The 26,994-nt window shown below is 69.7% G+C and carries 24 protein-coding genes; 12 read left to right on the top strand and 12 right to left on the bottom strand.

The features are described 5' to 3' along the window. The first annotated feature begins 14 nt into the window (after positions 1–14). Both MB1_RS17940 and MB1_RS17935 read left to right on the top strand, forming a co-directional pair. A complete protein-coding gene (locus MB1_RS17940) occupies positions 15–899 on the top strand; it encodes an SHOCT domain-containing protein (RefSeq protein ID WP_066910396.1) in 885 nt (294 codons plus the stop codon). 22 nt (positions 900–921) lie between these two features. After that, entirely contained in the window at positions 922–1,323 is a 402-nt protein-coding gene (locus tag MB1_RS17935) for a RidA family protein (RefSeq protein WP_066910532.1), read from the top strand. On the opposite strand, the gene MB1_RS17930 is transcribed toward MB1_RS17935, so the two are convergent. The 5 genes from MB1_RS17930 to MB1_RS17910 form a co-directional block, all read right to left on the bottom strand. Beyond that, positions 1,320–1,982, bottom strand: a complete 663-nt coding sequence (locus MB1_RS17930; RefSeq protein ID WP_066910391.1) for an O-methyltransferase — start codon at positions 1,980–1,982, stop codon at positions 1,320–1,322. The two genes, MB1_RS17935 and MB1_RS17930, sit on opposite strands and share 4 nt — an antisense overlap. Positions 1,983–2,052: 70 nt before the next feature. Continuing rightward, entirely contained in the window at positions 2,053–2,730 is a 678-nt protein-coding gene (locus MB1_RS17925) for a GntR family transcriptional regulator (protein WP_245650247.1), read from the bottom strand. Between the two features lie 36 nt (positions 2,731–2,766). Next, the gene (locus tag MB1_RS17920; RefSeq protein ID WP_066910530.1) at positions 2,767–3,288 is read right to left on the bottom strand and encodes a flavin reductase family protein; all 522 of its coding nucleotides are present in this window, start codon (positions 3,286–3,288) and stop codon (positions 2,767–2,769) included. A gap of 5 nt (positions 3,289–3,293) precedes the next feature. Continuing rightward, positions 3,294–3,716 carry an ester cyclase gene (locus tag MB1_RS17915; protein ID WP_066910385.1) on the bottom strand — a complete coding sequence of 141 codons (423 nt, stop codon included), beginning with the start codon at positions 3,714–3,716 and terminating at the stop codon, positions 3,294–3,296. Continuing rightward, positions 3,713–5,377 carry a BCCT family transporter gene (locus tag MB1_RS17910; protein WP_084352114.1) on the bottom strand — a complete coding sequence of 555 codons (1,665 nt, stop codon included), beginning with the start codon at positions 5,375–5,377 and terminating at the stop codon, positions 3,713–3,715. Before MB1_RS17910 ends, MB1_RS17915 begins: the two co-directional genes overlap by 4 nt. Before the next feature lie 250 nt (positions 5,378–5,627). Between MB1_RS17910 and MB1_RS17905 the strand changes: the two genes are divergently transcribed. From MB1_RS17905 to MB1_RS17870, 8 genes are all read left to right on the top strand, one after another. After that, entirely contained in the window at positions 5,628–6,248 is a 621-nt protein-coding gene (locus MB1_RS17905) for an amino acid synthesis family protein (protein WP_066910380.1), read from the top strand. Continuing rightward, positions 6,242–6,796 carry an amino acid synthesis family protein gene (locus MB1_RS17900; RefSeq protein WP_245650246.1) on the top strand — a complete coding sequence of 185 codons (555 nt, stop codon included), beginning with the start codon at positions 6,242–6,244 and terminating at the stop codon, positions 6,794–6,796. Before MB1_RS17905 ends, MB1_RS17900 begins: the two co-directional genes overlap by 7 nt. A gap of 31 nt (positions 6,797–6,827) precedes the next feature. Next, entirely contained in the window at positions 6,828–7,559 is a 732-nt protein-coding gene (locus tag MB1_RS17895; protein ID WP_066910378.1) for an alpha/beta fold hydrolase, read from the top strand. Beyond that, on the top strand, positions 7,552–9,057 hold the full coding sequence (locus MB1_RS17890; protein WP_066910372.1) for an aldehyde dehydrogenase: 1,506 nt from the start codon (positions 7,552–7,554) through the stop codon (positions 9,055–9,057). Before MB1_RS17895 ends, MB1_RS17890 begins: the two co-directional genes overlap by 8 nt. A gap of 69 nt (positions 9,058–9,126) precedes the next feature. Beyond that, positions 9,127–10,170: an LLM class flavin-dependent oxidoreductase gene (locus MB1_RS17885; protein WP_066910368.1), complete on the top strand. Its 1,044-nt coding sequence runs from the start codon at positions 9,127–9,129 to the stop codon at positions 10,168–10,170. A 231-nt stretch (positions 10,171–10,401) separates the two neighbouring features. Then, positions 10,402–11,607: a cytochrome P450 gene (locus MB1_RS17880; RefSeq protein WP_066910365.1), complete on the top strand. Its 1,206-nt coding sequence runs from the start codon at positions 10,402–10,404 to the stop codon at positions 11,605–11,607. A 73-nt stretch (positions 11,608–11,680) separates the two neighbouring features. Beyond that, positions 11,681–12,388 carry a substrate-binding periplasmic protein gene (locus MB1_RS17875; RefSeq protein ID WP_066910362.1) on the top strand — a complete coding sequence of 236 codons (708 nt, stop codon included), beginning with the start codon at positions 11,681–11,683 and terminating at the stop codon, positions 12,386–12,388. A gap of 117 nt (positions 12,389–12,505) precedes the next feature. Beyond that, positions 12,506–13,771: an RCC1 domain-containing protein gene (locus MB1_RS17870; RefSeq protein WP_066910359.1), complete on the top strand. Its 1,266-nt coding sequence runs from the start codon at positions 12,506–12,508 to the stop codon at positions 13,769–13,771. Between the two features lie 123 nt (positions 13,772–13,894). Here the strand turns inward: MB1_RS17870 and helR are convergent, their stop codons facing one another. Beyond that, entirely contained in the window at positions 13,895–16,078 is a 2,184-nt protein-coding gene (helR, locus tag MB1_RS17865) for an RNA polymerase recycling motor ATPase HelR (protein ID WP_066910355.1), read from the bottom strand. Between the two features lie 167 nt (positions 16,079–16,245). Then, positions 16,246–16,890: a TetR/AcrR family transcriptional regulator gene (locus tag MB1_RS17860; RefSeq protein WP_169801693.1), complete on the bottom strand. Its 645-nt coding sequence runs from the start codon at positions 16,888–16,890 to the stop codon at positions 16,246–16,248. Between the two features lie 148 nt (positions 16,891–17,038). Here MB1_RS17860 and MB1_RS17855 point away from each other — a divergent pair, with 148 nt between their 5' ends. Then, the gene (locus MB1_RS17855; protein ID WP_084352086.1) at positions 17,039–18,169 is read left to right on the top strand and encodes an ornithine cyclodeaminase family protein; all 1,131 of its coding nucleotides are present in this window, start codon (positions 17,039–17,041) and stop codon (positions 18,167–18,169) included. After that, positions 18,166–19,326 (top strand): N-methyl-L-tryptophan oxidase, encoded by a 1,161-nt coding sequence (gene solA / locus MB1_RS17850; RefSeq protein WP_066910348.1) that lies wholly within the window; start codon positions 18,166–18,168, stop codon positions 19,324–19,326. The genes MB1_RS17855 and solA overlap by 4 nt, the downstream gene beginning before the upstream one ends. A gap of 7 nt (positions 19,327–19,333) precedes the next feature. On the opposite strand, the gene MB1_RS25705 is transcribed toward solA, so the two are convergent. The 5 genes from MB1_RS25705 to MB1_RS17825 form a co-directional block, all read right to left on the bottom strand. Next, positions 19,334–19,987 carry a VCBS repeat-containing protein gene (locus MB1_RS25705; RefSeq protein WP_066910345.1) on the bottom strand — a complete coding sequence of 218 codons (654 nt, stop codon included), beginning with the start codon at positions 19,985–19,987 and terminating at the stop codon, positions 19,334–19,336. Positions 19,988–20,075: 88 nt separating this feature from the next. Beyond that, positions 20,076–21,899, bottom strand: a complete 1,824-nt coding sequence (locus tag MB1_RS17840; protein WP_066910342.1) for an Hsp70 family protein — start codon at positions 21,897–21,899, stop codon at positions 20,076–20,078. Positions 21,900–21,975: 76 nt separating this feature from the next. Next, a complete protein-coding gene (locus MB1_RS17835; protein WP_084352084.1) occupies positions 21,976–23,670 on the bottom strand; it encodes an Hsp70 family protein in 1,695 nt (564 codons plus the stop codon). Next, entirely contained in the window at positions 23,667–25,136 is a 1,470-nt protein-coding gene (locus MB1_RS17830; RefSeq protein WP_369406877.1) for a dynamin family protein, read from the bottom strand. The genes MB1_RS17835 and MB1_RS17830 overlap by 4 nt, the downstream gene beginning before the upstream one ends. Beyond that, entirely contained in the window at positions 25,133–26,944 is a 1,812-nt protein-coding gene (locus MB1_RS17825; RefSeq protein WP_245650245.1) for a dynamin family protein, read from the bottom strand. Before MB1_RS17825 ends, MB1_RS17830 begins: the two co-directional genes overlap by 4 nt. Between the last annotated feature and the right edge of the window lie 50 nt (positions 26,945–26,994).

Genomic DNA, 26,994 nt, shown 5'->3' with positions numbered 1-26,994 from the left:
AAGGATGCCGCGTCATGCCGTCTGCCATCAGCCCGGAGGGCCGCCGCGCCCTCGACGAGATCGCGACGCGGTACGGCATCTCGGTCGAGGCGGCGACCGCCATGCTCGCCGCGGTTGTCGCCGGTCAGGGTCGTATGGCGCAGTTCAACATTCCGGAGCTCGGCGGCTCCGGTCAGTGGATGCGCGGCGGAATGACCATGGTCGGCAATATGTTCGACAACGCGCTGAAGGCCCGTGTCGACGGTCTGTGCAACGAGCTTGCGGGCCTTGTCGATACGCCCGGTACCTTCGTCGCCGCCCCCACCGGTGGGTCGACGCCGGCTCCCGCCGCGAGCCGCCCAGCCATGTCGGGGTTCCCCGCCTTCGCCCCGATGGGCAACTGGTGGCCGGAGGACCTCGGTACGCCGAGTTCGTCTGGCGGCCAGAACGACACCCGCTACGCGGTCTTTCCGGCGACCGGTCGCCTCGCGATCTCCGCGAACGGGGTCGTGACGATCTACGACACCGGCGACCACCGGGTGACCGGCGTCCAGCAACAGCAGGGCGGCCGCCCCGGAACGCTCACCTTCACCAGCCAACTCGGCACCTTCGACGTCTCCTCGCTGCGACCGGTCGGCGAGACCTCGGCACCGGCCGGCGAACCGGTCTCCGAACGTGGGCCGGCCCCGGCCGCTCCCGCGTCGGCGACACCACCGCCGCCCCCCGCGGCCGGGCCCACACCGGCCTCCCCCGCGGCCGGCCCGGCACCCGCGGCTGTCCCCCCACCGGTCGCGCCGACCATCGAGGGGTCCGCGGACATCCTCGCCGCGATCGAGAAGCTGGCCGACCTGCATTCGCGCGGCATCCTGACCGATACCGAGTTCGCCGCCAAGAAGGCGGACCTGCTCGGGCGTCTGTGACGTGGCGCCGGACGGCGGGTCGGTGACCCGAAATCTGATCAATCCCCCTGCCTCCCAGCAGGATTACGACACCTTCCACTTCTCGCAGGCGGTTTCGGCCGGCGGCCTGGTGTGGGTGTCCGGGCAGGTCGGACTCGACCCGACCACCGGGCTTCCGGCGGACGGGATGCGCGCCCAGGCGACGCTCGCCTTCGAGAAGATCCGCACGGTGTTGGCGGCGGCGGGCGCCTCGATGGCCGATATCGTCGACATCACCTCCTTCCACACCGACCTGCGTGCGGACATCGGCGACTTCATGGCGGTCAAGGACGCGTTCATCGCGGCGGACTTCCCCGCCTGGACGGCCGTCGGCGTCACCGAACTGGCCTATCCGGGCGCGGTGGTCGAGATCAAGGTGGTCGCCGTGGCGGGCGGCGCCGCCTAGATGCGGCAGCTCAGCTCGATGGCGCCGATCCGGTCGGAATCGAGATATACACCGGTATAACCATTTCGGGCATCGCGCACGTACTCGAGGTACGGGGCGGTGCCCGCGTGATCGGCGTTGTCGGCGAGGATCAGCGAGCCGGGGACCAGTCGATCCTCGAGCAACCGCAGCACCGGCACGTAGAGGTCCTTCCAGCCGTCGAGCAGCAGGAAGCCGATCGGGCCCTCGATGGCGGCCAGGGTCTCGAGCGCATCGCCGTCGTGGACGGTGATCAGGTCGGCGACCCCGGCCTCGGCGAAGCTCGCGGATGCGGCGGCGATCTTCTTGTCGCTCAGCTCGCTGGTATGGATGGCGCCGATCCCGTTGTCGCGGACCGCCGCCGCCAGATGCAGGGTCGAGATGCCGTACGACATGCCGAACTCGACCACCGTGGTCGGTCGCGCCGCCCGGACCAGCGAATAGGCGAGCACCCCCGTGCTGGGGCTGATCGGCATGTACATGTCCTGCGCGGCCACCGCCCGCTCGCGGGCATCGCCGCCGTCCGCGCCGCGCGATGGGCGCCCCGGGCCGGGCCCGCGTCGCGAGCGTTGGTCCGCCGCACGCCGGTACAGCCCCGTGAGCACCTCGGTCAGCGGTTCACCGTACGCAAAAGTGGTCATAGGGCAGCCTAACCGCCGCATGACAACGTCGGCCGGCACTCGCCCGGGAATACGCCCGGCTACGGACGAATCAGATCTGCCCCTCGACCGAATCGAGCCCGATCATCAAGGCCTGCCGGCTGGCCCGGACGTGTTCGCGCATCACCCGCTCCGCGCTGTCGCCGTCCTTCGCGACGATCAGCTCGACCACTCGATGGTGCTCGCGGTCGGACTGCAACGCCCGCCCCGGCCTGCTCAGTGAGGTCTGCACCAACCGGGCATAGGCCAGCTGGTTCATCAACGTCCGGTAGTGGGCCTCGAGCTTCGTATTGTCGGCGCCGACGATCAGCAGGTTGTGGAACTCCTCGACCAGCTCGGCGTAGCGGGCGCGGTCGTCGCGGGCGACGGCGGCGTCCGCCTCCCGCAGGTTCGCCTCGAGTTGATCGAGTTCGGCAACGCGCCCGCGCTGTGCCAGCAGGCGCGCCGCCGCTCCCTCGAGCAGTTCCTTCATCTCGAACAGTTCGGTGATCTCGCGCCGCGACGGGGTGGTGACGAAGGTGCCCACCCGGGGCCGGATCTCGACCAGGCCCTCGGTCTGCAGTTGCTTGAACGCCTCGCGGACCGGGGTGCGGCTGACACCGAACTCCTCGGCCAGCGCCGATTCGGAGATGTTCACGTTGGGCGGGATGTCGCCGGCGATGATCCGACGTCGGATTTCGCCGACCAGACGCCCCTGGATCGAGCCGTTTGTCGTCCCGTTGGTTCCCACCGCGTAATCCCTCATTCCTCGACACCGGCCTTGGCGTCACCCGATCGAGTTCAGCGCACCCCCGTCGTAGAACTTACCCGCGCTGTACACCATCGGCGGCCGGTCATCGACCTGCGCGTGGACCACCCGGCAGACGAACAGGGTGTGGGTGCTCGCCTGCAGGCGCTCCAGAATTCGCACCTCCATCCGTGCGCTGCTGTCGGCGATCAACGGGCTGCCGAACGGTCCGGCACTCCAGTCGAGGGCCGCGAACTTGTCGGGGGACTTCGTCGCGAAGACCCCGACGACGTTCCGCTGATCCACCGACAGGATGTTGATCGCGAGATACTCGGCCCGGAAAAGAGATTCGTGGGTCGACGAGGTGTGCTGCACGGCGACGAGCACGGTCGGCGGCTCCAGGGAGATGCTGGTGAACGCGTTGACCGCCAGCCCGCGCGGGGTGCCGCCATCCATGGTGGTCACCACGGTCACCCCGGTGACGAAAAGCCGGTTGACCGCCTTCATCCGGTCGATATCCGGGGCGCCGGCCTCGTTCGTCGCGACATCGTTGTCGGCCATCGTCGTCACCGGTCCTGCCCGATCGGGTGGATCCCCAGACCGGCCAGCAGGGCTCGCGGATCCCAGGTGACGTGCTCCTCGACGATCCGATCGTCGACGAACCGCGCGAAGGTCGCCCCGCTGACCGCCACCCGCCGCCCGGTGGCCGGAACGCCGAGGTAGCGGTGCTCGTGGGTGCCGGCGCTGTGCCACCGGATCGCGGCGCGATCGCCGTCGACCAGGATCTCGTCGATCGTGGTCACCAGCTCCGGGAAGGCGGCGCGGGTATCGCGGATCGTCGCCTTGAACTGCTCGCGATCGCGGACGTGTCCGTCGCCGATCCGCCGGTAGTCCGCACCGAGCAGCTCGTCCAGCACTTCGACGTCCCCCCGATCCCAGGCGGCGGCCCAGGCCGATCGGATCGTCGCTTCGCGCTCGCGGGCGGTCACGGGAGTGCCTCGCTGTCCGACGTCGGCAGGTCGTCCGGTTCGAAGGTGCGGCGCTGGTAGCCGCGGTGCGGGTACGCGTCGCGCAACAACTCCAGCCAGAACGACAGCGCGACACCGGCGATGATCACCAGGAACGGCAACGATGCGACGATCACCGTGTTCTGCAGGGCGTTGAGTCCGCCGGCGAACATCAGCACGACCGCAATGACGCCGGTCAGCACGCCCCACAGGATCAGCACCGACCGCGGCGGCAGCAGCGCACCGTCGGTGGTCATCATCGACAGCACATAGGTATTCGCGTCCGCGCCGGAGATGAAGAAGAGCAGCACCAGGAAGATCGCGATCGCGGTGGTGACGCCGGCGAGCGGGAAGTACTCGAGGGTGGCGAAGAAGGCGCTGTTGATGTCCTGCGCGGTGCGCTCGGCGATCGTGCCGCCCTCGTACATGTCGACGTGGATGGCGGTACCGCCGAAGACCGAGAACCAGGTGAAGAACACCACACTGGGCACCACCATCACGCCGAGGACGAAGCCGCGGATGGTGCGGCCGCGGGAGATGCGCGCCAGGAAGACCCCGACGAAGGCGCCCCAGGACACCCACCACGCCATCATGAAGTAGGTCCACCCCTGCATCCAGGCCAGATCACCGAACGCGGAGCCCTGCAAACTCATTCGGAAGAAGTCGGTCGCCCAGGTACCGATCGACTCGATGTACAGGTTGACCACGAAGATCGTCGGGCCGACGATCAGGATGAAGACGAACAGCGCCACCGCGCCCCACGAACTGACGTGGCTGAGGAACTTGATGCCCTTGTTGACGCCGGTCACCGCCGACATGGTGAAGATCGCGGTGACGGCGGCGATGATCGCGACCTGGGTGGCGCTCGACACCGGCAACCCGAACAGCGTGAACAGGCCGTTGTTGATCTGGAGGGCGCCGAGGCCGAGCGAGGTGGTCGTCCCGAAGAGCGTGGCGAAGACCGCCAGCACGTCGATCGTCTTGCCGATCGGACCGTTGACCCGCTCGCCCAGGATCGGGTAAAAGAGCTGGCTGACCAGGGTGCGCCGGCCCTTGCGGTAGGTCGAGTAGGCGATGGCGAGCCCGAAGATCGCGAAGATCGCCCAGGCGTGCAGCCCCCAGTCGAAATAGGAGTACTGCAGGGCCCGCACCGCCGCCTCGGGCGTGCCGGGCTCGGCCAATCCGCGCGGTGGGGTGGCGAGATGGGAAATCGGTTCGGCGACGCCATAGGAGATCAGGCCGATCCCCATCACCGCGCTCAGGATCATCATCAACCACGACAGGGTGCCGAATTCGGGCCGCTCGTCGTCGCGGCCGAGCCGCCGGCTCCCCAGCGGACTGAACGCCAGGAAGACCAGCGATAGCAGAATGCAGAGCGTCACAACCAGATACAGCCACCCGAAGGTGCCGGTCACCCAGTCGAGGGATGCGGTCGTGACGGTATTGAGGTTGTCGGTGAAGATCACCGCCCACGCGACGAAGATCGCCGAGACCGCGACGGAGGTCCAGAAGACCGATCCGAGGCGGTGGCTCGACGCGTCGGCGACGGTCGGTGCTTCCGCGTCCGGACAGTCGGGTGTGTCGTCATCCGAACCGGATGCCGCGGTCTGTGTCGCGGCGTTGGGAGGGGTTCGAGTGCTCATGCTCATTCCTTTCATTGGAATGCAAGAACCGAGTTTTCCACCACCCTGTGGCATACAACAGAAATGTAAGGCGGGTCTCAATTGCTGTCAACAGGGAGCGTCCTTCGACCTGCGCTTCGATCCATCCAGCGAGTAGAAACATAGTTTTAACAGCTACTACTTGGAACATTCACCATCCTGCGAGATAGGGAGGCCGAGAAATTCCCGACCACCCTTGACCGACCAGAGCGAATCCCTTAGCGTCTGTGCCATGCAACAGAATGAATCGCAGCTACCAACTGATGTACGGAAGGTGGTGGTGTATCGCGAACAACTTGTCACCGAATCCGGCGTCGGCCCCGCCCGACCGGCACAGCAGGCCAGCGTCGCGGTTGTCATTCGCAACCCCTGGGCGAGGACGCCCGCGGGCCGGGACCTCGGCCCGGAGGTCGAGCGCATCGCCCCCGGGATCGCGCGTCTGGTCTCGGACACCCTGATCGAGATGCTCGGTGGCGTCGACGCGATCGAGGCCTTCGGCAAGGCCGCGATCGTCGGCACCGCCGGCGAGATCGAGCACGGGGCGGCATTGATCCACACCCCCTACTTCGGCAACCTGATGCGGGAGTTCCTGGGCGGCGAGTCGATCATCTGCTTCGCCGACACCCGGGCCGATGCCGGGGAGACACTGGTGGTGCCGATGTGGCACAAGACCGTGGCCGCCACCCGCAGCCACTATCAGACCGTCACCACCCGGGTCTCCGACGCGCCCCGAGCCGACGAGCTGGTGATCGTCGCCGCGGGCTCGACCGGTCCGCGGCCTCACCCCCGCATCGGTGACCGCACCACCGATCCCGCTGTTACCGCTCATATTCTGGAAGGTGCCTCATGCTGAGCATTCGCAAGATCGTGACCATCGTCGAGGAGATCCGCACCGAGGGTGGCCGACCGGTCACACCGGCCGCGCGGGTCGCTATCGTCGCCGCCGTCATCAAGAACCCCTGGGCGGGTGCGGGTTTCGTCGAGGATCTGGCGCCCGGTATCGACGCGCACGCCTCCGACCTGGGCGCCCTCCTGGCGCCCTCGGTGATCGAGGCCCTGGGCGAGACGGTCGAGGCCTACGGCAAGGCCGCGATCGTCGGGATCGACGGGGAGATCGAGCACGGCTCGGGCCTGGTGCACACGCTGAAGTTCGGCGACCACTTCCGCAAGGCCGCCGAGGCGACCACCCTGCTGCCGGCGGTCGAGAAGCGCGGCCCGGCCGGGGTGCTGTTCGATATCCCGCTCAAGCACATCACCGACGCCACGATCCGTTCGCATCACCAGACGATCGAGGTGCGGATCGCCGACGCGCCGCACCCGGACGAGATCGTCATCGCGCTGGCCGCCGCGGCGCAGGGGCGCCCCCAGCAGCGCCTGGCGGACCTGTCGACCGAGCGCTGACCCGGGTCCTGTCGGGAAGGAATCCGTCACCATGACACCTCCGACGGTCGTCCTGCTGCACGGTGTGGGTCTCGACGGGTCCATGTGGTCGCCGGTCGCCGAGCGGCTCGGCGACCACATGGATATCCGGTGTCCGGATCTGCCGGGGCACGGGGTCAACCCGCCCGCGCCAGCGGACGTCACCCTCGACGACCTGGCCGCCGAGGTCGCCGCGCAGATCCCGTCCGGCGCCCATCTGGTGGGCTTCTCGTTGGGCGCCCTTGTCGCGCAATATATCGCGCGATATCACCCCGGTCGTATCGTCTCGCTGACGTCGGTCGCCTCGGTCTGCAAGCGCACCCCGGACGAGCGTTCGGCGGTCCTGGGCCGACTCGCGATGGCGGAGCACGACTTCGATGCGACCGTGCGCGCGTCGTTGCACCGGTGGTACGACGGTACGGACGTGCCCGACGATGTGGTCGGGCGGACCGAGCGGGTCCTGCGGGCGACCGATCACGCCGGCTTCGTCAACTGCTACCGGGTCTTCGCGACCGGGGACGCCCGGATCGGCCCGCACTTGGGGCGGATCGACCTGCCGTCGCTGGCGATCACCGGGGCTCTCGACCCCGGCTCGACGCCCGAGATGACCCATCGATTGGCGGCCTCGATTCCGGGCTGCCGCGCCATCGTCGTCGACGGCGCCCGGCACATGCTGCCGGTGCAGTACCCCTCGGTCCTGGCGGACCATCTGATCGCATTCATTGGAGAACACGCCCATGCCTGAGCATTCCACCCAGCCCGAGCCGGCGCGGCTGCAGCACTTCATCGGCGGGCAGGCGACGCCGCCGGCGTCCGGCACCTACTTCGCCAGTACGAATCCCGCGACCGGCGAGCTGCTCTACGGGGCCGCCCGCGGCGACGCCACCGATATCGACGCCGCGATGGCGGCGGCCCGGGCGGCCTTCGACGATCCGCGGTGGCGGGATCTCAGTCAGACCCGCCGCGGCCATCTGCTGCGGCGATTGGGTGATCTGATCGCCGACAACGCCGAGGATCTGGCCCGCTCGGAGAGTCGCGACAACGGAAAGCTGTTGCGCGAGATGCGCGGCCAGCTGACCTCGTTGCCCGAGTACTACTACTATTACGCCGGGTTGGCCGACAAGATTCAGGGCGATGTGATCCCGACGTCGGATCGCACGGTGCTCAACTACACCTGCCGCGAGCCGCTCGGCGTCGTCGGCGCGATCACGCCGTGGAACTCCCCGCTGACGTTGACCACCAGCAAGATCGCGCCGGCCCTCGCGGTCGGCAATACCGTGGTGATCAAGCCCTCGGAGTACACCTCCGCGACGATCCTGCGACTGGCGGAGCTCGTCGTGGAGGCCGGCTTCCCGCCGGGCGCGGTCAACGTGGTCACCGGGTTCGGAGCCGAGGCCGGGCAGGCGCTCGTCGACCATCCGGGGTTGGCGAAGATCTCCTTCACCGGCAGCACCGCCACCGGATCGCGCATCGCCGCGGCGGCGGCCTCCCGGTTCATCGGGTCGACACTCGAACTGGGCGGCAAGTCACCGAATATCGTCTTCGGGGACGCGAACGTCGCCAACGCCGCGATGGGTGTGGTGGCGGGGATCTTCGCCGCCGCCGGCCAAACCTGTATCGCCGGCAGCCGCGTCTTCGCCCATCGCTCGGTCTACGACGAACTGCTCGAGCGGGTGACCGAGCGGGCGCGCAGCATCCGCATCGGCGACCCCCTCGACGACGCCACCGAACTCGGGCCGCTCGCCTTCGAGGCGCAGCGCGACAAGGTCGCCTCCTATGTCGACCTCGGCCGCAGCGAGGGCGCGCGGGTGCTGACCGGGGGCAGCCCCAGCGACGGCGGCCTCGGCGGCTACTACTACGAGCCCACCGTCCTGGTCGACGTCCACAACGAGATGCGGGTCGTGCGCGAGGAGATCTTCGGCCCGGTCGCCGCGATCATGCCCTTCGACAGCGAGGACGAGGTGGTCCGGCTCGCGAACGATACCGAGTACGGCCTGGCGGCGGGGGTATGGACGACCGATCTGTCCCGCGCCCACCGGATGGCGTCCCGCCTCGAGGCCGGGACGATCTGGGTGAACACCTACCGGGCGATGTCGCCGATGTCGCCGCGCCAGGGATTCAAGAGCAGTGGCGTCGGCGTCGAACACGGCACCGAGACCATCAAGGAGTACACCCGCCTCAAGAGCGTGTGGATCAACACCAGCGAGGAACCGGTCGCCGATCCCTTCGTGATGCGCAGCTGACCCAACCCCGTCCGACCATCAACGAAAGACGGTCGACCGCAACGTAACCCACCAGCAAGGAGACATGACATGCGTTTTTCCCTGTTCGTCCACATGGAGCGTTGGGACGAGTCGCTCAGCCATCGCGAACACTTCGAGAATCTCGCGGAGCTGACCGAGATCGCGGAGGCAGGCGGCTTCGGCACCGTGTGGATCGGCGAACACCACTCGATGGAGTACGTCGTGTCCCCCAACCCGATTCCGCTGCTGTCGTTCCTGGCCGCCCGCACCACGACGATCCGCCTGGGCGCGGGCACGATCATCGCCCCGTTCTGGAACCCGATCCGCGCCGCCGGTGAAGCCGCCCTGCTGGACGTCATCAGCAACGGTCGCGCGGAGATCGGTCTGGCCCGCGGCGCCTACCAGTACGAGTTCGACCGCATGACACCCGGACTGGCCGCCTCCGACGGTGGCGCCCATCTGCGCGAGCTGGTTCCCGCGGTCCGCAAGCTCTGGGCGGGCGACTACGCGCACGACGGCGAGATCTGGCAGTTCCCCACCTCGACCAGCACGCCCAAGCCGATCCAGCAGCCGCATCCGCCGATGTGGGTGGCCGCACGCGACCCGAATTCGCACGATTTCGCCGTCCGCGAGGGCTGTAACGTCATGGTCACCCCGCTGATGAAGGGCGACGAAGAGGTCGTGGCCCTCAAGGAGAAGTTCGACACCGCCGTCGCCGACCATCCCGAGGTGCCGCGGCCGCAGATCATGGTGCTGCGCCATACGCACGTCCACTCCGCGGACGATCCCGACGGCTGGCGGGTCGCCGCCGAGGGAATCGCGAAGTACTACCGCACCTTCGACGCGTGGTTCGGTAACACGACCACCGCGACCGACGGCTTCCTCGAGCCGAGCCCGGAGGCGAAGTTCGAGGGACGGCCGGAGTTCGCGCTCGAGTCGCTGCACCGCACGGCGATGATCGGCACCCCCGACGAGGTGATCGCGCGCCTGCACGCCTACCGCGACCTCGGCATCGACGAATTCAGCTTCTGGATCGACAACAGCCTCGGTCACGAGCAGAAGCGCGAATCGCTCGAACTGTTCATCAAGCACGTTGTGCCGGAGTTCCAGTAAACCCCGACCGGCGCGAACGGCAGACCTCGCATGCGCCGAGCCCGGCGAGCGCATCGACGCTCGCCGGGCTCGGCGCTGCCGGCACCCGGCTCAGACGTTGCGGCCGACCGCCACGCGCTTACACAATCGTCATAGCGACGCAGCACGTGTAAAACTATGAAATTATATGTTTTAGACCTCGGCACACCGACGTGCCACTGCCCATCGACGACGCTGACCGCGGGAGGCCCGGTGTCCGCTGAACAGGTGACCGATGTTCCGTACCTGGACTTCGCCGACCCGGACTTTTCCGTCCAGTCGCCGGAGGTCCGAGAGGCACGCGACCGCAGTTGGTACGCGCGCACGCCCTACGGGCTGGCGGTCCTGCGCTACAACGAGGCGACCGCGATGCTGCGCGACAAGAATCTGCGCCAGGGCAGCTGGGCGTGGCCGGCGCACAACGGGGTCGCCGATACCCCCTTCGCGCATTGGTGGTCGAAGGCGCTGCTCAACCTGGAGGGTGCCGACCACCTGCGCCTGCGCCGGCTGATGAACCCGGCCTTCAAGCCGCGGCTGCTCGGCAGTCTCGTGCCCCGCTTCCAGGCGCTGGCCGGCGAGTTGATCGACGCCTTCTACGACCGCGGCGAGTGCGAATTCGTCTCCGAGTTCGCCGAGCCCTATGCCGCCCGGGTCATCGCGATCATGCTCGGCATCCCGGAGTCGGAATGGGAGACGATCGCGAAGTGGTCCTCGGACATGGGCCTGGCACTCGGCGTGACGTTCAAGCAGGATCTCCCGACGATCGAGGCCGCGCTCGAGGGGCTCTACGGCTACGCCGACGAGTTGATCGCCGACCGCCGGGCCAACCCGGGTGACGACTTCGTCAGCGCCCTGGTGCAGGCGGAGACCTCCGGCCACAAGCTCAGCCATGACGAGCTGCGGGTGTCGTTGGTACTGCTGATCTTCGGCGGCATGGACACCACGCGCAATCAGCTCGGCCTGGCGATGCAGACCTTCATGCGCTATCCCGACCAGTGGGATCTGCTCGGCCGGCAGCCGGAACTCGGCGGCGCGGCGGTCGAGGAGGTCATGCGGGTCAACCCGACGACGACCTGGGTCACCCGCGAGGCGATCGCCGACTTCGAATTCGCCGGGGTCGAGATCGCCGGTGGCACGACGATCCACCTGCTCGCCGAGTCGGCGGGTACCGACCCGCGGGTCATCGAGGGCAAGGCCTTCGACCTGACCGCGGAACGGGTGGCGCACATCGGATTCGGCGGCGGCATCCATCACTGCCTGGGCCACTTCGTCGCCCGCAGCGATATGAGCGAGGCGCTGCCGCTGTTGGCACAGCGACTGCTCAACCCGCGGGTGTCCGGAGAGGTCGTCTCGCTACCGCTCAGCGGCAATACCGGACCGATCCGTCTGCCGATCGCCTTCGACCGCGCCGGGGCGTAGACCCGCAGCGACCGGACCCCGCTCCTGCGGGTGCCGTGCCAGATTTCGACCGTGAGAGGTATGTGAAGTCCCTGTGACCAGTGAATTGCGTGTGATCTGTGCCGATATCTCGGCGCTGCCGTTGTTCGAGAAGGCCGCACCGGACGGCACCCGCGTCGGGTACGAGCCGTCGGCCGCGGAGTTGGTGGCCGAGCGGATGGGTCGCACCGTGCGATGGGTCTACACCGCCTGGAGCGACATGGTCCCCGCTGTTCTCGACGGCCGCGGCGACGTGCTGTGGTGCGGCCAGGGCATCACCGACGCCCGCAAGGAGATCGTCGATTTCACTCGGCCGTACGGGATCTTCGACGAATCGTTGCTGGTGCGCGCCGACAGCGGCATCACCTCGATCGAGGATGTGGCGGGCAAGCGGATCGGCGCGATCGCCGGCAGCACCAATATGACGCTGACCGAGACGTTTCCGGGCGTCATCGCCGTCCCCTTCGGCGGTACGACCGACGACGTCTTCGGCGAGATGATCCAGGCGCTGCGCGACGGCTCGATCGACGGATTTGTCGACGACGATGTAGCCCTGGTCCCGGTCGGCGACGAGCCGGACCTGGCGGTGGCCTTCACCGTCGCCACCCGCAACAAGTGGGGCGCCTGCGTCGCGCCGGGCAACGATGCGTTGCTCGCCGAACTCGACGCGGCCCTCACCTCGGTGATCGCCGACGGTTCGCTGCAATCGCAGTGGGACAAGTGGATGCCCACCCTCGCCTTTCCCCTGACCGTCGAAGACTGACCGTCGAGGACTGAGGACCGACCCGCGCCCAACGGCCCACCCACCCCGGACCGGGGCGGGTGGGCCGTATGCGTCCGCCGTGGCGGTGACGGACGCCCGGTATGCCAGGATCGGCGCATGTCCCGGCGCCCGTTCCCGCATCGAGGCCGCCGACTCCTGGCGACCGCCGCGGCGCTGGCACTGGTCGCGACGGGCTGCAGCGCCGCCGACCGCGCACTGATGGGCGCACCGATCTGCGCCGACGCCTCCGCCGCGCCGACGCCCGTCCGCTTCTCCCCCGGCCAGGTGGTGCTGATGGCGCCGCTGGTGGGTTCGACGCTGCCGACCGGTCCGGTGCCGGGATGGGACGACGTCGTCTCCGCCGCCTCGACGGTCACTACGGCCGCCGCGGTCCACGCCGACGGCACCGTCTCGGTGGTCGGCTCGAACCAGGGCGGGCTACTGGGATCGGGATCCGAACAGCCACAAGGGATCACGATTCCGCAGCCGGTGGTCGGCATCACCGACGCGGTGTCGGTGCATGCCGCCGCCGGCGCCCTGCTCGTCGTGCGCGGCGACGGCACCGTCGTCGCCTGGGGGGATTCCTTCATCACCGACGGCGGCAAGCGGCGCGACCGCAGTGGCGCGGGCCGCGATGCCGACCAGCCGACGCCGCAGCAGGTGCCGGGAGTCGAGCGGATCGTCGACATCCCCGGCGGCGCGCTCAACGTGCTGGCCCTGCGTTCCGACGGCCGGGTCACCGGGTGGGGGATCAATCTGGTCGACAGCCTCGGCGATCCCGACGGCACCGCGGTGCGCACCCTGCGCGAACCGCCGGGGGCGACCAGCCTCGCCAATGCCGGTGGTGCCGCCGTCACCGCGACCGGGGCCGGCCAGGTCTGCGCGTGGGGCAACAATGTGCACGGCCTGCTCGGCGTCGAGCCGACCGGCGGTCAGACCACGCGGCCGGTGCGGGTGGCGGATCTCGACCGCATCGTGCAGGTCGCCGGCGGCAGCGATTTCGCCCTCGCCCTCGACGAGGACGGTGTCGTCCGAGCGTGGGGTCGAGGAGCGACCGGCACCCTGGGCGACGGCGATATGGAACAGCACAGTTCCGCGATACCGCTCGAGGTCGCGGGGCTTCCCCCGATCGCGCGGGTCGCCGCCGCCGGCTTCACCGCGTTCGCGATCGACCGGGACGGCGGGCTGTGGGCGTGGGGCTCGTCGCTCACCATCCGCGGACTGATCGACGCGCCGGCTTCCGAGCCGACCCAGCTGGCCCTGCCCGGCCCGGTGCAGACGGTGGTCGACTCGCTCGCCCTGCTCGACGGGCCGGGCAGCACAGACGGCGAGGACGGCGCGCAGGACGGACGGGCCGGGGGTGCGGCGGGCCGACCGGGCTGATCCCGGCCGACACCGCCACACCACCACCGACGACACCACCCGGGCCGGTCACACCATCGGGCTGTCACACGACCGGGCCGTCACACCACCGACATGGTCACACCGTCCGGCCGCTTCCGGCGATCAGCCGACCGACGACCGCGCGGTGAGCGCCGCGGGCAGGTCACCGACGTGCGCCACGGTCAGCCGCTGCGTGGCGCGGGTCAGCGCGACGTAGAGTTCCGCCGCCCCGGCGGGCCCGTCGGCGAGAATCCGTTCCGGCTCGATCACCAACACCGCGTCGTATTCGAGGCCCTTGGTCCGCGCGGGCGTCACCGCACCGGGCACATCCGCCGGCCCGATCACCACGCTGGTTCCCGGACGGTCGGCCTCCTCGGCCTCGAATTCCGCGATGACCCCGGCGATCCCGTCGGCGTCGACCCGGCGGATCACCGGCTCGACCCCGGACGAGCGCACCGACACCGGCGCCTCGATCTGCGGAGCGAACTCGGCCAGCAGCCCGGACGCGAGCTCCATGATCTCCGCCGGCGTTCGGTAGTTGACGGTCAACGCGCGATGCTTCCAGCGGCCGGGCGCGTAGCGGTCGATCATCGCCGCCCAGGACCGCGCCCCGGCCGGCGAACGCCGCTGCGCCAGATCACCGACGATGGTGAACGAATGCGCCGGGCAGCGCCGCATCAGCACCCGCCAGTCCATCTCGGACAACTCCTGCGCCTCGTCGACCACGACGTGCCGGTAGGTCCACTCCCGGTCGGCCGCGGCCCGCTCCGCGAGATCCCGGTTGTCCTGCTCGCTGAACCGCTCCGCGAGGTCCTCGGCGTAGAGCAGGTCGGTGGCGTAGAGGTGATCCTCGTCGTCCATCGAGTCCGCCCGACCGACCAGCATGTCGAGTACCTCCTCGGCATAGGCGGCCTGCCGTCGCCCCTCGGCCGCGGCGGCCGCGCGCACCGCCGAGTCGTCGCGGCCCAGCAGCTCGGCCAGCTCGTCGAGCAGCGGCACGTCCGACACCGTCCACGCGCTCCCGTCGGCCCGCCACAGCGCCTCGGAGGCACCGGCGGCGGCCAACCGCTCGTGCGACCCCAACAGCTGCGCCAGCAACCGCGCCGGTTCGAGCCGCGGCCACAGCTGTGCGATCGCCGCCGCGAAGCCGTCGTGCTGCGCCAACTCCGCGCGGGCGTCCACCCGCAGTTGCTCCTTGTCCCGGTCGTCCACCGGCAGCGGCGAACTGCGTACCAACCGCCCGACGGCCCGCTCGACCAGCACGTACGACACCACATCGACGAAGATCGCCCGCGCCTCGTTGTGCGGCTTGCCGCTGTCGCGGGCCTCCTGCCGCGCCCACTGCGCGGTGTCGGCGCCGATCGTCAGCGCGACCCCGGCCAGGTCGATCGGGATCGGCTCCTCCGGCAGTCGCTGACGGTCGGCGATCGCCGCCGCCAGGACGTCGAGGATCGACAGCGCCCCCTTGATCCGGGCCGGTTCGGGGGCGTCCTCGGCGGTGGCATGCAGACCGGGCAGCAGATCGCCGACGGTCGCGAAGACCACCTCCGATTCACCCAACGACGGCAGAACCCGGCCGATATACGTCAGGAACGCCGGGTTCGGCCCGACCACCAGGACGCCGTGCCGCTCGATGCGCTGCCGATGGGTGTAGAGCAGGTACGCGACCCGGTGCAGCGCGACCGCGGTCTTCCCGGTGCCCGGCCCCCCTTCGATCACCACGATGCCGGGGGCGTCGAGACGGATGATCTCGTCCTGTTCGACCTGGATCGTGCTGACGATGTCGCGCATCCCGGTGCCGCGCGGCGCGTTGACCGCCGCGAGCAGCGCGGCGTCGCCGCGTTCGTCGGCCCCCGGCCGACCGAAAATCTCGTCGGTGAACTCGACGACTTCCCTGCCGCGGGAATGAAACTGCCGCCGGCGATGCATGCCCTGGGTCGCGATAGCGGTCGCCGTGTAGAACGGTCGGGCCAGCGGTGCCCGCCAGTCGATCAGCAGGCTCTCGAAATCGCCTCCGGCGTCCGGTCCGTCGTCGAGGATGCCGATGCGGCCGATATAGGCATGCTCGCCGGACAGCGCATCGAGCCGTCCGAAGCACAGCCCGCTGTCGGTGATGCTCAACCTCTTGACCTCGCGCATCAATGCACGCACCCGAGCATCCCGGTCGACCAGTGACTCTCCCTCACCGGCGAGCGCCGCCCGAAACCGTGTGGCCGCCTCGGCCCGTTCGGCGTCGAGCCGTTCGTGCAGCATCGCCACATAGTGCTGCTCGGATCGCAATTCCTCGGTGTAATCCCGGTCGGACATCTGCCCCTGCCTTTCCTCGGTACTCACCCGCACGTCCACAGCCGATATCCGCCCGGCATGTCAACCGTCATTTGCGCAGGTGAAAGCACCGAAGAGGCGATTGTGCGGTATACCCGGGGCCTTGCCGCAAGCCCGGGGGTCGGAGGTATGGTGGAAGGGGAAGTCGATCAGGTCCCGCGCCCGGAATCCACCCGAGGCAGCCCGTCGAGGACCTCACGGACCCGATCGAGATAGTCGTCCAACGTCCCCATCCCACCGTCGTCGGTGGTCAACGCTCGGAAGACCAGTCCGTCGATCGCGGAGAAGACGACGACCACCGTATTGTGATCGTCCGGTAAGTTCATGCGTCGCAACGATGTTCGCGTCGCGTCGTAGTACGCCCGGTAGTAGCGGTCGACGTGCGGGCGCAGTTCGGGTCGACGGCGCGACTCGAGAACCAACTCGTACTGGAAGACCTGCTCGTTGACGGTTTCCCGAATAGCCGCACCGAGGTTCGCCACGAAGTCGGAAACCTCGGTCGTCCCGGTCGCCAGCCACGAACGATCGATGCTCAGCTGTACACAGTGTTCGAGCGCGGCTTCCAGCAGCGCGTCCAGATCGGCGAAGTGGTGTTGCACGGTGCCGTGGGTCACCCCGGCCGCCGCGGCGACCGCGCGATAGGTCAGCTTGCGCACTCCGCGCTCGGCGACGATGTGGATCGTCGCGTCGATCAACGCCTCTCGACCCCGCCCGTAACGCGGCCGCGACTGCCCCTCGTCGCCCGGCCGATCGCCGTGCCGTGATCGCGCGCTGTCGTTCAGCATCGTGTTCATCTCCACCACCTCGCCACCCCTGCCGACGTTACGCGAACGAAATACGACTAACGCAACCGGAAACATTACAAACGTAACGTTCTTGGTGGACGACCGCATCCCGGCAACGGCCACCCGATCCGAACCCCCAGAGTGTGAAGGACACACCATGAGCACCGAGATCGACTTCCGGTATCTCTCCGAGCCCGACATGATCGCCGCCGGCGTCACCGATATGCCGGCGTGCGTCGACGCGATGGAGGAGGCGCTGGTCCTCCTGCACCGCGGCGACTACCGAATGGCGGGGGCCGGCAACGACTCCCACGGTTCGATGGTCGTCTTCCCCGAGGAGGCCACCTTCCCGGGCATGCCGACCAATACCCCCGACCGCCGGCTGATGGCCATGCCCGCCTACCTCGGCGGAAGCTTCGGCACCTGCGGCGTCAAGTGGTACGGCTCGAATATCGCGAATCGCGAAAAAGGGCTTCCGCGTTCGATTCTCATGTTCCTGCTCTCGGATGTCGATACCGGCGCCCCGCTGGCACTGATGTCGGCGAATCTGTTGTCCGCCTACCGCACCGGCGCGGTCCCCGGGGTCGGCGCGCGCCACCTGGCCCGGCCGGATGCGACCACCGTGGGCATCGTGGGTCCCGGCGTCATGGCCCGCACCTCGTTGGCCGCATTCGTCGCCGCCCGACCGGGAATCGAGACGGTCAAGATCCTCGGCCGCGGACGCGAGTCGCTGGAGAAGTTCGAGAAGTGGGTCGGCGAGCAGTTCCCCGACATCACCGTGATCGAGACGGACTCGATCGAAGCCACCGTGCGCGACAGCGACATCGTCACCTTCTGCACCTCCGGTCCGAGCGGCGACCCGTCCGGCTATCCGACCGCGAAGCGCGAGTGGGTCAAACCCGGCGCCTTTCTGAGCATGCCGTCGCTGTGCGAGGTCGACAGCGGCCTCTGCGAGCCCGACGTCCGCAAGGTCCTCGACAGCTACGGCCTCTACAACACCTGGCTCGAGGAGGAGGGTTACCCGTCCCACCACGAGGTGCCTATGGTCGGCTGCAAGTTCATCGACATGGTGCACGACGGCAAGCTCGACCGAGACGAACTGGTCGACATCGGCGCGATCGCCGCCGGTGACGTCCCCGGTCGGCGCAGCGACGACGAGATCGTCATCTTCTCCGTCGGCGGCATGCCGATCGAGGATGTCGCCTGGGGCACGACGGTCTACCGGCGCGCGGTCGACCAGGGTATCGGGGTCTCGCTCAACCTCTGGGAAAGCCCGGCGCTGGCATGAGCACCGTCGTCGAGCGTTCCGTCATCGTGATCGGGCTCGGATCGATCGGATCGATGGCGTTGTGGCGGTTGGCCGAACGTGGTGTCGATGTCCTGGGCATCGAGCAGTACGGCCGCATTCACACCGAGGGCGCCTACGCCGGCGAGTCCCGGTTGTTCCGGGTCGCGGCGAAGGAGGGGGAACTGTTCACCCCCGCGCTGATTCGTGCGCGTCACCTCTGGCAGGAGCTGTCCGCCGGCTATGGACGCGACGTCCTGCTGCCGGTCGGGGCGCTGAGTTTGGCGCCCGGTGACCACCCCGATCTGAAGCCGACCCTGCGGGCGATCGAGCAGTTCGACCTGCCGCACGAGGTCTTCGACGCGGACGGGATCCGCGCGCGGTATCCGCAATTCCACGTCGACGACGACGATATCGGTATTCTCGACCTCTCCGGCGGCGCGGTTCGTCCGGAGATGGCGGTCGCCGCCGCCACCGAGCAGGCCGCCGCGAATGGTGCCGACTTCCGGTACCACACAACGGTAACGGCGATCGAGCCGGACGATACCGGGGTGCGGGTGGTCACCACCGACGGCGAGTACCACGCGCGGAAGGTGGTGGTCACCGCCGGACCGTGGACGACGCGGGTGCTGCCGGAGATCGCGGACCTGGTGTCGATCCGCACCTTCGCCCTGACCTGGGCGATGCCGCGGCACGTGGAGCGTTTCGCACCGGAACTGATGCCGGGGTTCATGCGCGATCTCGACGAGGTGCACGCCTTCGGGGTGCCGACCCTCGATGGGTACAGCATCAAGATCTGCCCGCATATCGACTTCGACCCGGTGCACGAGTGGGCCGATCGGCCGACCGGGTTGACCCGCGAACAGCTGGTCTGGGCAGGCGAGCAGGCGCAGCGCATGATGCCGGACCTGATCCCCGATGTCTCCCGGTGGTCGCTGCACTCCGATTCGTGGAGCGATACCAAGATGCCGATCCTCGATACGACCGCCGACGGCTCGGTGATCGTCGCATCTGCCATGAGCGGCAACGGGTTCAAGTTCGCACCGATCTGGGGTGAGACGTTGGCCGACCTCGCGACCGAGGGCCCGGCCGAGTTCGCCCTCGCCCCCTTCCGCATCGCCGCCCACCGGGCCGCGGCGGCCGAGGTCGCCCCGGCCTGACGCGGCCTCAGAAGGTATCGGTCGCGCCGCAGCCGGGGGCATGGCCGCCGCCGGCCGGGTCGAGATTCACCTCGGTCCAGGTGCCGTCGCCCGCCGGGTCGACCAGGGTGACGTCGGCGTAGCCGTCGCCGTCGGTGTCGACACCGGCGGTGTCGAGGACGCCGTCGCCGTCGGTATCGACCACCACGGTCTCGACGATCCCGTCGCCGTCGAGATCGAGGTTGGCGACATCCGGCCGCCCGTCGCCGTCGGTGTCGACCACCGATCCGTCGAACCACCCGTCCCCGTCGAGATCGACCCGGGTGGTGTCGAGGCGGCCGTCGCCGTCGGTGTCGACGCGCAGCGCGTCGTAGCGCCCGTCGTCGGCGGAGGAGACCTCGACGGCGTCGACTCGTCCGTCCCCATCGAGATCGTGCAGGACCTGGTCGGCGAGACCGTCCCCGTCGAGATCGACGGCGGTGGTGTCGACGATCCCGTCACCGTTCAGATCGCGCGGCGTCACCCGGGGGCCGAAGCCGTCGTCGTAGGGCCGCGTCGCAGGCGGCTCGGTCGAGGTGTCGTAGGGCTTCGGTGCGTGCGCGATATCGGGAGCGGACGACGGGTGGGCGGAGCCTGCCGCGCGGCCGGTGGTCTCGGCCGCTGCCGCGGTATTCGGGCGCATCGTGATCTCGCTTTCGGTCGTGCCGGCTCGGCGTCGCCGCCGACGGCTGGTGTGGCTCGGTCGCAGGTGCGGGCAGTGGAGTCAGCGGTCAGATCAGCCCGAGTTGGGTGAAGACCTCGGTGAGGTTTCCGGAGCCGGGGGTGACCCCGAGCAGCGAGACGGTCAGTCCGCTGTCCGCGTTGGCGTAGTAGCCCATCCCGGGGCTGGTCTCGTCCGCGGAGAGGATCGCCCCGGAGCGCCCGTCCGCGTTTTCGACGAACCGGTACCCGAACCACGGTCCCTGCTGTTGCCAACCGCGGAACATCCCGCTGGTGGTCGGTACGTCGACGGACGCGTAGTAGGCGGCCATCGTCGGGGTATCGAAGTGGGCGGTGGCCGGGTTGTCGGGCCGGATGGTGCAGAGCACCTGCGGCGCACCGGTGCCGGTGGATCCGACCGGACGGCAATCGGAGGTCGCCGCGACCAGGCCGGACGGAAACGAGGCGGCAACCCCGTCGGCGGGGGCCGCGCCGGTCGATGCCGCCGCCGTCCCGGTCGCGGTGCCGGCGGTATCGGTCCCCTCACCGTCCGCGGCGGCGCTGGTTGTCGCCGGGGCCGCCCGACCGGTGACCGTGCCGCCATCGGACCCGAGCGCGGCGCGCGCGCCGAACCCGATCACCACCAGCGCGACGATCGCGAAGGCCGAGACCATCCACCATCGGATCGGACCGCGCGCGGCGCCGACCGACCTCCCCGCACCGGCCTCCGACCTGCCGGACGACAACCCGATCAACCCACCGCCCGTCCGCCGGGCCGCGGACGGACCGGAACCGTCGGCCGCCGCCGACTCGGCGGTCGCGAGGTGCTGCAGGACCGCGCCGCGCACGACGACGGTCTTCGGATCGTCGAGCGTGGCGATCGGGGCGATCTGCGCCAACCGGTGTTGGACCAGCGGGATCTGGGACGACCCACCGGTCAGGTAGATCTCGGTCACCCCGGCGTCCGGCCCGGCCCGCTCGGCGGCCGCCCGGACGGTGTACCGGGTCAGTTCGACCGCTCGGTCGACATCACCGGCGATGACGTCCTCGAACTCCCGGCGGGTGATCGTGAGGTTCTCGCGGATGCCGGCGCCGACGACGCCGATCGTCGCCGACTGTGCGGTCGACAGCAATTCCTTGGCGCGGCGGATCGAGTCGTCCAGGTCGCGCAGGACGTGCGGAGGAGCGTCGCGACGCAGATAGTCGAGCAGGTCCGGGTTGCTCTCCTGCAGTCGGGCGTCCACCCAGCGCCGCAGCGAGGCGTCGAGGCTCTTGCCGCCGAGGCCCGGTTCACCGTCCGAGGCCAGCACGGTGAAACCTTCCGTGCCACCCGCCAGGACCGCGACATCGACCGTGCCGCCGCCGAAGTCGAAGACCACGATGCGGCTGCCGGGCGCTGCGGCGCGGGTGCGGGTGTAGAACCGCGCGGCCGCCTCCGGCTCGGAGATCGTCTCGATCCGGTCCGGCGCGAACCCGATCAGCCGGGCGGCGTCGACCAGCACATCGACAGCGGCGGATGTCCACCGCTCGGGATGGGTCAGGACGAGATGAGCGGGTGCAACACCGTCGTGGGCGGCGATCGCCCGATCGGTCACCTCGCGCAGCACGGCGGCGACCACCGTCGACATCGGGAGGTCGTAGCCGTTGATCCAGACCGAACCCTGCCCGATGCTGCGCTTGGGCGAGGCGATGAACGCGCCGGGATTGGTCGACGCCCGGTTGAGGGCGAGGTCGCCGACGTCGATCTGTTCCGGAGAGTGCACCAGGACCGCGGACGCCATCAGATTGCCGTCATGGTTGAGGGCGAGGGCCTCGACATTCCCGGTCGCCGGCGCGGTATGCGCCGCCGCCGTGAACGAGGTACCGAAGTCGATCCCGAGTACCCAATCGGTCATGTCCGCACTCCGACCTCGTCGTCGATCACGCTGTTCACCGAAACTGTCCCCACCCTGCGGCTTTCCACTCGAACGATCACCCCTCCCGGGTGCCGCAAATCTTCCATGCCCCGTTCTCCCGGCTCAGGTCGACCGTCACGATGCTGCCATCGCCGTCCGCCGCGCTGAGCACCCCGTCGACCGCGACGCTGATGCGCACCGTACTGGTCGCGGTGTCCCCGTCGATCGTCGTCGACAGGAACGCCCGCGGGGTCATCGTGAGCTCGCCGGCCGGCCCGGAGCGCGGCGGCAGATCGTCGGCGGCCCGGGTCGACGTCGAACAGCGCATCGGTCCGATGATCTGTTCGTCGCCGGTGCCCAGGACGGCCAGGTAGAGGGTCGTGGCGACCTCGACCGACTCGGCGTCGTCGGGGAAACTCGCTGCGAGCGGCGCCGCGGACTCGGTCGCGGCGGCAACCGGGTCGTCCGCGGCCGTGGCGACCACCGCATCGTCGGTGCCGCCGAGCACCTGGAGGGCAATCACGACGGCGGCCACGACGATCGCACCGGCGGCGCCGGCGCCGAGCAGGATGCGGCCGCGACCGACCGGTGTACGGAGGGCCGCTCCCCGTGGCGCCTCGACGCGCCCGTCGAACGCGGCCGCGGAGCGCCCCTCTCCCGGTTCGGATCCGCCGCCCGATGCGTCTCCCGTCGCCGCGGCGATCAGCGCCCCGCGGGCTACCACGGTCTTGGGATCGTCGAGGGTCGCGACCGGTCCGATGGCGCCGATCATTCGGTGCACCAATGGAATACGAGATGATCCGCCGGTGAGGTAGATCGCGCTCACCGGGGGCGAGCCGGCGTCGGCGAAGCAGGCGGCCGCCAGCGCTGCCGCGCGCTCGACATCCGGGGCGATCGCCGTTTCGAATTCGTCGCGGGTCAGGCTCAGGGTGACGACGGTGTCCGCGCGTGGATCGGGCACCGTGACGGTCGCGGCGGCCGATCCCGACAGCAACTCCTTGGCCCGCCGCACCGAGTCGTCCAGGGCGAGCGCGGCGTGCGGCGCCGCACCCGAACGCAGGAAGGCGAGCAGATCGGGATGCGTCTCCGCGAGCGTCGCGTCGACCCAGCGTCGGATCGCGGCGTCGAAGTTCTTGCCGCCCAGCGCGTTGTCTCCGCGCGCGGCGATCACCCGGAAGCCGCCGTCGGCGTCGGCCACCAGCACGGCGACGTCGAGGGTGCCGCCGCCGAAGTCGAAGACCGCGATCCGTTCGCCGGGTCCCACCGGCGTGGTGTCGGCGTAGAAGTGCGCGGCGGCCCGCGGCTCGGAGACTGTCGCCACCCGGGAGCGGTCGTAGCCGACGCGGACCGCGGCGGCGAGCAGCACGCCGATCTCGCGGGGTGACCATCCCTCGGGGTGGGTCACCACCAGCCGGGCGGGCGGCTCACCGCGATGCGCGGCCCGGCCGCGCTCGATGACCGCCATCAGCAGAGCCGCAATCGAAAGGTCAAGCGGAACATCATAACCGGATGCGTAGACCATACCCTGACCGATCAGCCGCTTCGGCGCGATCACCAAACCCGTCGGGTCGACGGCCGCCCGGTCGATCGCGGCGGCGCCGACCTCGATCCGGTCCGGCGATTCGATGAAGATCGAGGACACCATCGAGTTGCCGTGGTGGGTCAGCGGGAGCACCTCGATACCGCGGGCGGTCCGGTGCGCGGCCGTGGTGTTGGAGGTGCCGAAGTCGACCGACAGGGTCCAGTCGCGCATCGGGTTCGGGCTGGTCATCGGCGGCTCCGCAGGAGGGTCAGGGTGCGGGTCAGGTCGGTCAGCGCGGCGTCCTCGGCGGCCGTCCGGGTGGTCAGCGCCAGGGACTGGGCGCGGACGAGATGTTCGGTGGCCGCCGCGCTGATGCGCTCGTCGTCGGCATCGATGGGTAGGCCGAGACGTTCGGCATCGTTGCGGCCCAACAGCATCCGCTTCAGGTCGGCGACCAGCGGCGAGTCGGGGTCGGCCGCCAACAGCGCCCGCAGGCCGCGGTAGAGCGGGATCGCTCGGCCGCCGGGGTCGCGACGGCTGTCGTCGGCGATCGTGCGGATGCGGTCGCGCGCCGGGTGGGAGTACGCCAGCGCCTCGATCTCGCGCAGCACCCGGTCGGCCCGGTGCAGGACGGCGTAGCGGTGGACCGCGGTGTTCAGCAGGTGATGCAGGTACCCGATGCCGGACCGATCGACCAGCCAATCGGTCACCGCGGCGGCGCCGGCGCCCGCCCGGTCGCGTCCGTGCAGCACCCCGTATTCGCCGATCAGGTCGAGCAGCCGGTCGCGGTCGTCGGGCGAGAGCGGGGCCGGATCGTCGGACTCCAGGATCTCGAACAGGTCGATCGCGTCGAGGTCCGCCAGCGCATGCAGCAGTCGGGCATCGCGTTCGGTGAACCCGCCGGTGTGGCTGGTCTGCGCGATCAGTCCGCTGACCGGTACGACCGCGGCGACGTATCCGGCGAGCCGGGTCGCCAGGACGTCGGCGTGCGCCCGGGCGTGATCGATCGGGTCGCGGGCGCCGAGCGCGCCCGCGCCGAAGGCGTCCGCCCGCGACAGGACGCCGAGGGTATTGAGCGGGGTGAAGCCCAGTTCCCGCAGAAACTCGACCTCGTCGGCGCGCGGCGCCCCGTCGAAGAGGAAGACGGCGGCGTCGGCGTCGACACCGGCCGCCCGGGTCTGTTCGACGCCGTCGATCAGCGCGCGGCGGGTGGCCCGCTCGTTGCTCTCGGTCAGGGTGGCGAGGCCGGGGGTATCGATCAGGGTCAACCTGCTCAACGCATCCGACGGCAGAATGCGGTCGATATAGGCGATATCGTTGTCGGACACCGTGATCGGACCGGTCCGGCCGACGACGATCGGAACGGTCTCGCGCCGGCCGTCGAGGGCGACCAGCTCCGCCCGCGACGGGGCGCCGTTGCGGTACACGGTGACCACGTGGGTGGCCTCGAGCGCCGCGGTCTCGGCGACCGGAACGCCGATCAGCGCGTTGACCAGGGTCGACTTGCCCGCCTTGAGCCGACCGACGACGACGATGCGCGGCGGGGTCCACAGGATCTCGCCGATCCGGTTGGCGTGCTCGATCAGGTCGGGACCGATCGCGGCCAAGCGGTGCAGGGCGTGGTCGAGCGTCGCGTACATCGCGGCGGTCTCCGCAGCGGGGTCGGCCCCGGCCGGTACGAAGGGGGCCGGCGACCCGGCCACGCCGCCGGTCACGCGGTCACCGTCGCCGTATCGCGGAGCGGGTCCGCCAGCAAGCGTTCGAGCTCGGCGCGGGAAGCGTCGACCACGCGTCGATTCTTGGTCAACCGGGCGATGGTCGCCTCCCGGTCGGCGGCGTCGAGTCGGGCGGCCTCACCGGCCTCGGTGATCTGCCGCTGCACCTGCTCGATTCCGGTCCGCAGGTCGTCGCGGTAGCGCACGACGATCTCGGGTCGTCCGACGGCCAGGGCCGCCTCGAGCATCCGGCCGGTGGCGGTACGTGCGGTCGCCACGGTCTCCCGCAGCCAGGTCAACAGGTGGGACTTCCCCGCGCGCATCGCTTTGTAGCCGAGGTTGACCCCGACCCACACGACCCCGGCGATCGCGCCCACGCCGATCAGGGCTCCGAGCATCGAGGTGCCGATCATTCCCATCGTCAGGATGCTCGGGTCCAGCAGGTCCTGCCGTTTGCGGGCGACGTCCCCGGTGACCAGCGTGCCGCCGCGCACCGCGTCGACGATCGTCGCCTCGATATCCGGCCACGCGCTCGGGTCGTCGAAGAGCGGTTCGGCGACCCGGCGCAGTTCGCCGATGAAGCCGTCGACCGTCTCGCTCATCGCGGCGAGCAGTTCGGCCTCGATCTCCGCGGTGAAGACCTGGGAGTTCTTGCGCAGCACGTCGATTCCGGATCGGCTGATCCGATCGGTCCAGGTTCCGGAGATGCGTTCGCAGCGCCGGTCCAGGTCGTCGAGGGCGCGGCGGCGGGCCAGGGTCAGGTCGCGCCCGAGCCACTGTTCCCATTGGGCGCTCTGCTGTTTGAGGGCGGTCAGCCGATCGCGCTGGGCGGTCAGTTCCGGCAGAGCGTCGACGCCGTCGCGGGTGGCGATGAGGTCCCCGTCGATGGTGGTCGCCACGGCGCGCAGCCCCTCGAGCGCGGTGCGCATCGCGTCGGCGGCGGGCCGGTCGTTCGGGCCGGCCGCCGCCGCGGCGATCAATCGACGCAAGCCGGTGATACCCGCGGCGAGGTCGACACGTTCGGTCCGATCGCTGCCGGCCGCGGCGAGCGACCGCACGCTCGACACCCCGATCACCGGGACCTCGCGGTGCAGATGTTCGCGCAGCAGCCGCTCGTTCTCCTCGGCGACGGCACGTCGGCGCCGCAGGTTCTTGTCGGTCTTGGTGACCACCACGATCACCTTCTCGACGGTGGCCACCGCATCCCGTACGAAGGCCATCTCGGGGGCGGTCAGCGGGCCGGCCGCGTCGGTGGCCACCACCAGCACGGTCGCGGTCTGGGCGGCGAGCGCCGACAGCCGGGCGCGGGTGGCGTCGAGGCCGCCGGCGCCGGGGGTATCGACGACGATCATGTCCCGCAGATGCGGCGAGTCGACCGGGACGATCGCCCGGGTCGGTAGCGCCTCGCCACCGGCATCGGCGACGTGCCGACCGTCGACGGTCACCCAGTCCGCCAGGTCTGTGGCATCGATCGTCGCGGTGTGTCCGGGGAACACCAGTTCCGCCGAGCCGACCGGCCGCCGTTCGCTCGCCGGCACGAAGGCGACCGTCGCGGAGGTGGTCACGTCGACATCGACCGGCGCATATGGCCCGCCGATCAGCGCGTTGACCAGGGAGCTCTTGCCGCGGTTGAGCTCACCGACCACCACCACGGTGCGGGGCCGGTCGGTCGCGGCGGCCTTCTGGGCGGCCAGATCGGCGGTGGCGATGCGCCCGTAGCTGCGCAGGATGCGGTCGGCGGTGGTCAGCGCGCGGTCGACCGCCGACCCCGCCACCGACACGTCGGCGGTGGTGTTCCGCTCCCCCACAGTGCGTCCCCATCCCTCGGCGGCGCCGGTGGCTCGCCGATGAAGCACGA

It is taken from the genome of Millisia brevis NBRC 105863, assembly GCF_001552615.1.
GTDB classification, from domain to species: Bacteria; Actinomycetota; Actinomycetes; order Mycobacteriales; family Mycobacteriaceae; genus Millisia; species Millisia brevis.
This window is presented reverse-complemented; position numbering and strand designations above follow the sequence as displayed.

Coding starts and splice junctions, on each gene's coding strand:
- MB1_RS17940 (WP_066910396.1), top strand. CDS start 15: ATGCCGTCTGCCATCAGCCCGGAGGGCCGCCGCGCCCTCGACGAGATC.
- MB1_RS17930 (WP_066910391.1), bottom strand. CDS start 1,982: ATGACCACTTTTGCGTACGGTGAACCGCTGACCGAGGTGCTCACGGGG.
- MB1_RS17920 (WP_066910530.1), bottom strand. CDS start 3,288: ATGGCCGACAACGATGTCGCGACGAACGAGGCCGGCGCCCCGGATATC.
- MB1_RS17910 (WP_084352114.1), bottom strand. CDS start 5,377: ATGAGCACTCGAACCCCTCCCAACGCCGCGACACAGACCGCGGCATCC.
- MB1_RS17905 (WP_066910380.1), top strand. CDS start 5,628: ATGCAACAGAATGAATCGCAGCTACCAACTGATGTACGGAAGGTGGTG.
- MB1_RS17900 (WP_245650246.1), top strand. CDS start 6,242: ATGCTGAGCATTCGCAAGATCGTGACCATCGTCGAGGAGATCCGCACC.
- MB1_RS17895 (WP_066910378.1), top strand. CDS start 6,828: ATGACACCTCCGACGGTCGTCCTGCTGCACGGTGTGGGTCTCGACGGG.
- MB1_RS17890 (WP_066910372.1), top strand. CDS start 7,552: ATGCCTGAGCATTCCACCCAGCCCGAGCCGGCGCGGCTGCAGCACTTC.
- MB1_RS17885 (WP_066910368.1), top strand. CDS start 9,127: ATGCGTTTTTCCCTGTTCGTCCACATGGAGCGTTGGGACGAGTCGCTC.
- MB1_RS17870 (WP_066910359.1), top strand. CDS start 12,506: ATGTCCCGGCGCCCGTTCCCGCATCGAGGCCGCCGACTCCTGGCGACC.
- helR (WP_066910355.1), bottom strand. CDS start 16,078: ATGTCCGACCGGGATTACACCGAGGAATTGCGATCCGAGCAGCACTAT.
- MB1_RS17860 (WP_169801693.1), bottom strand. CDS start 16,890: ATGAACACGATGCTGAACGACAGCGCGCGATCACGGCACGGCGATCGG.
- MB1_RS17855 (WP_084352086.1), top strand. CDS start 17,039: ATGAGCACCGAGATCGACTTCCGGTATCTCTCCGAGCCCGACATGATC.
- solA (WP_066910348.1), top strand. CDS start 18,166: ATGAGCACCGTCGTCGAGCGTTCCGTCATCGTGATCGGGCTCGGATCG.
- MB1_RS25705 (WP_066910345.1), bottom strand. CDS start 19,987: ATGCGCCCGAATACCGCGGCAGCGGCCGAGACCACCGGCCGCGCGGCA.
- MB1_RS17840 (WP_066910342.1), bottom strand. CDS start 21,899: ATGACCGATTGGGTACTCGGGATCGACTTCGGTACCTCGTTCACGGCG.
- MB1_RS17835 (WP_084352084.1), bottom strand. CDS start 23,670: ATGACCAGCCCGAACCCGATGCGCGACTGGACCCTGTCGGTCGACTTC.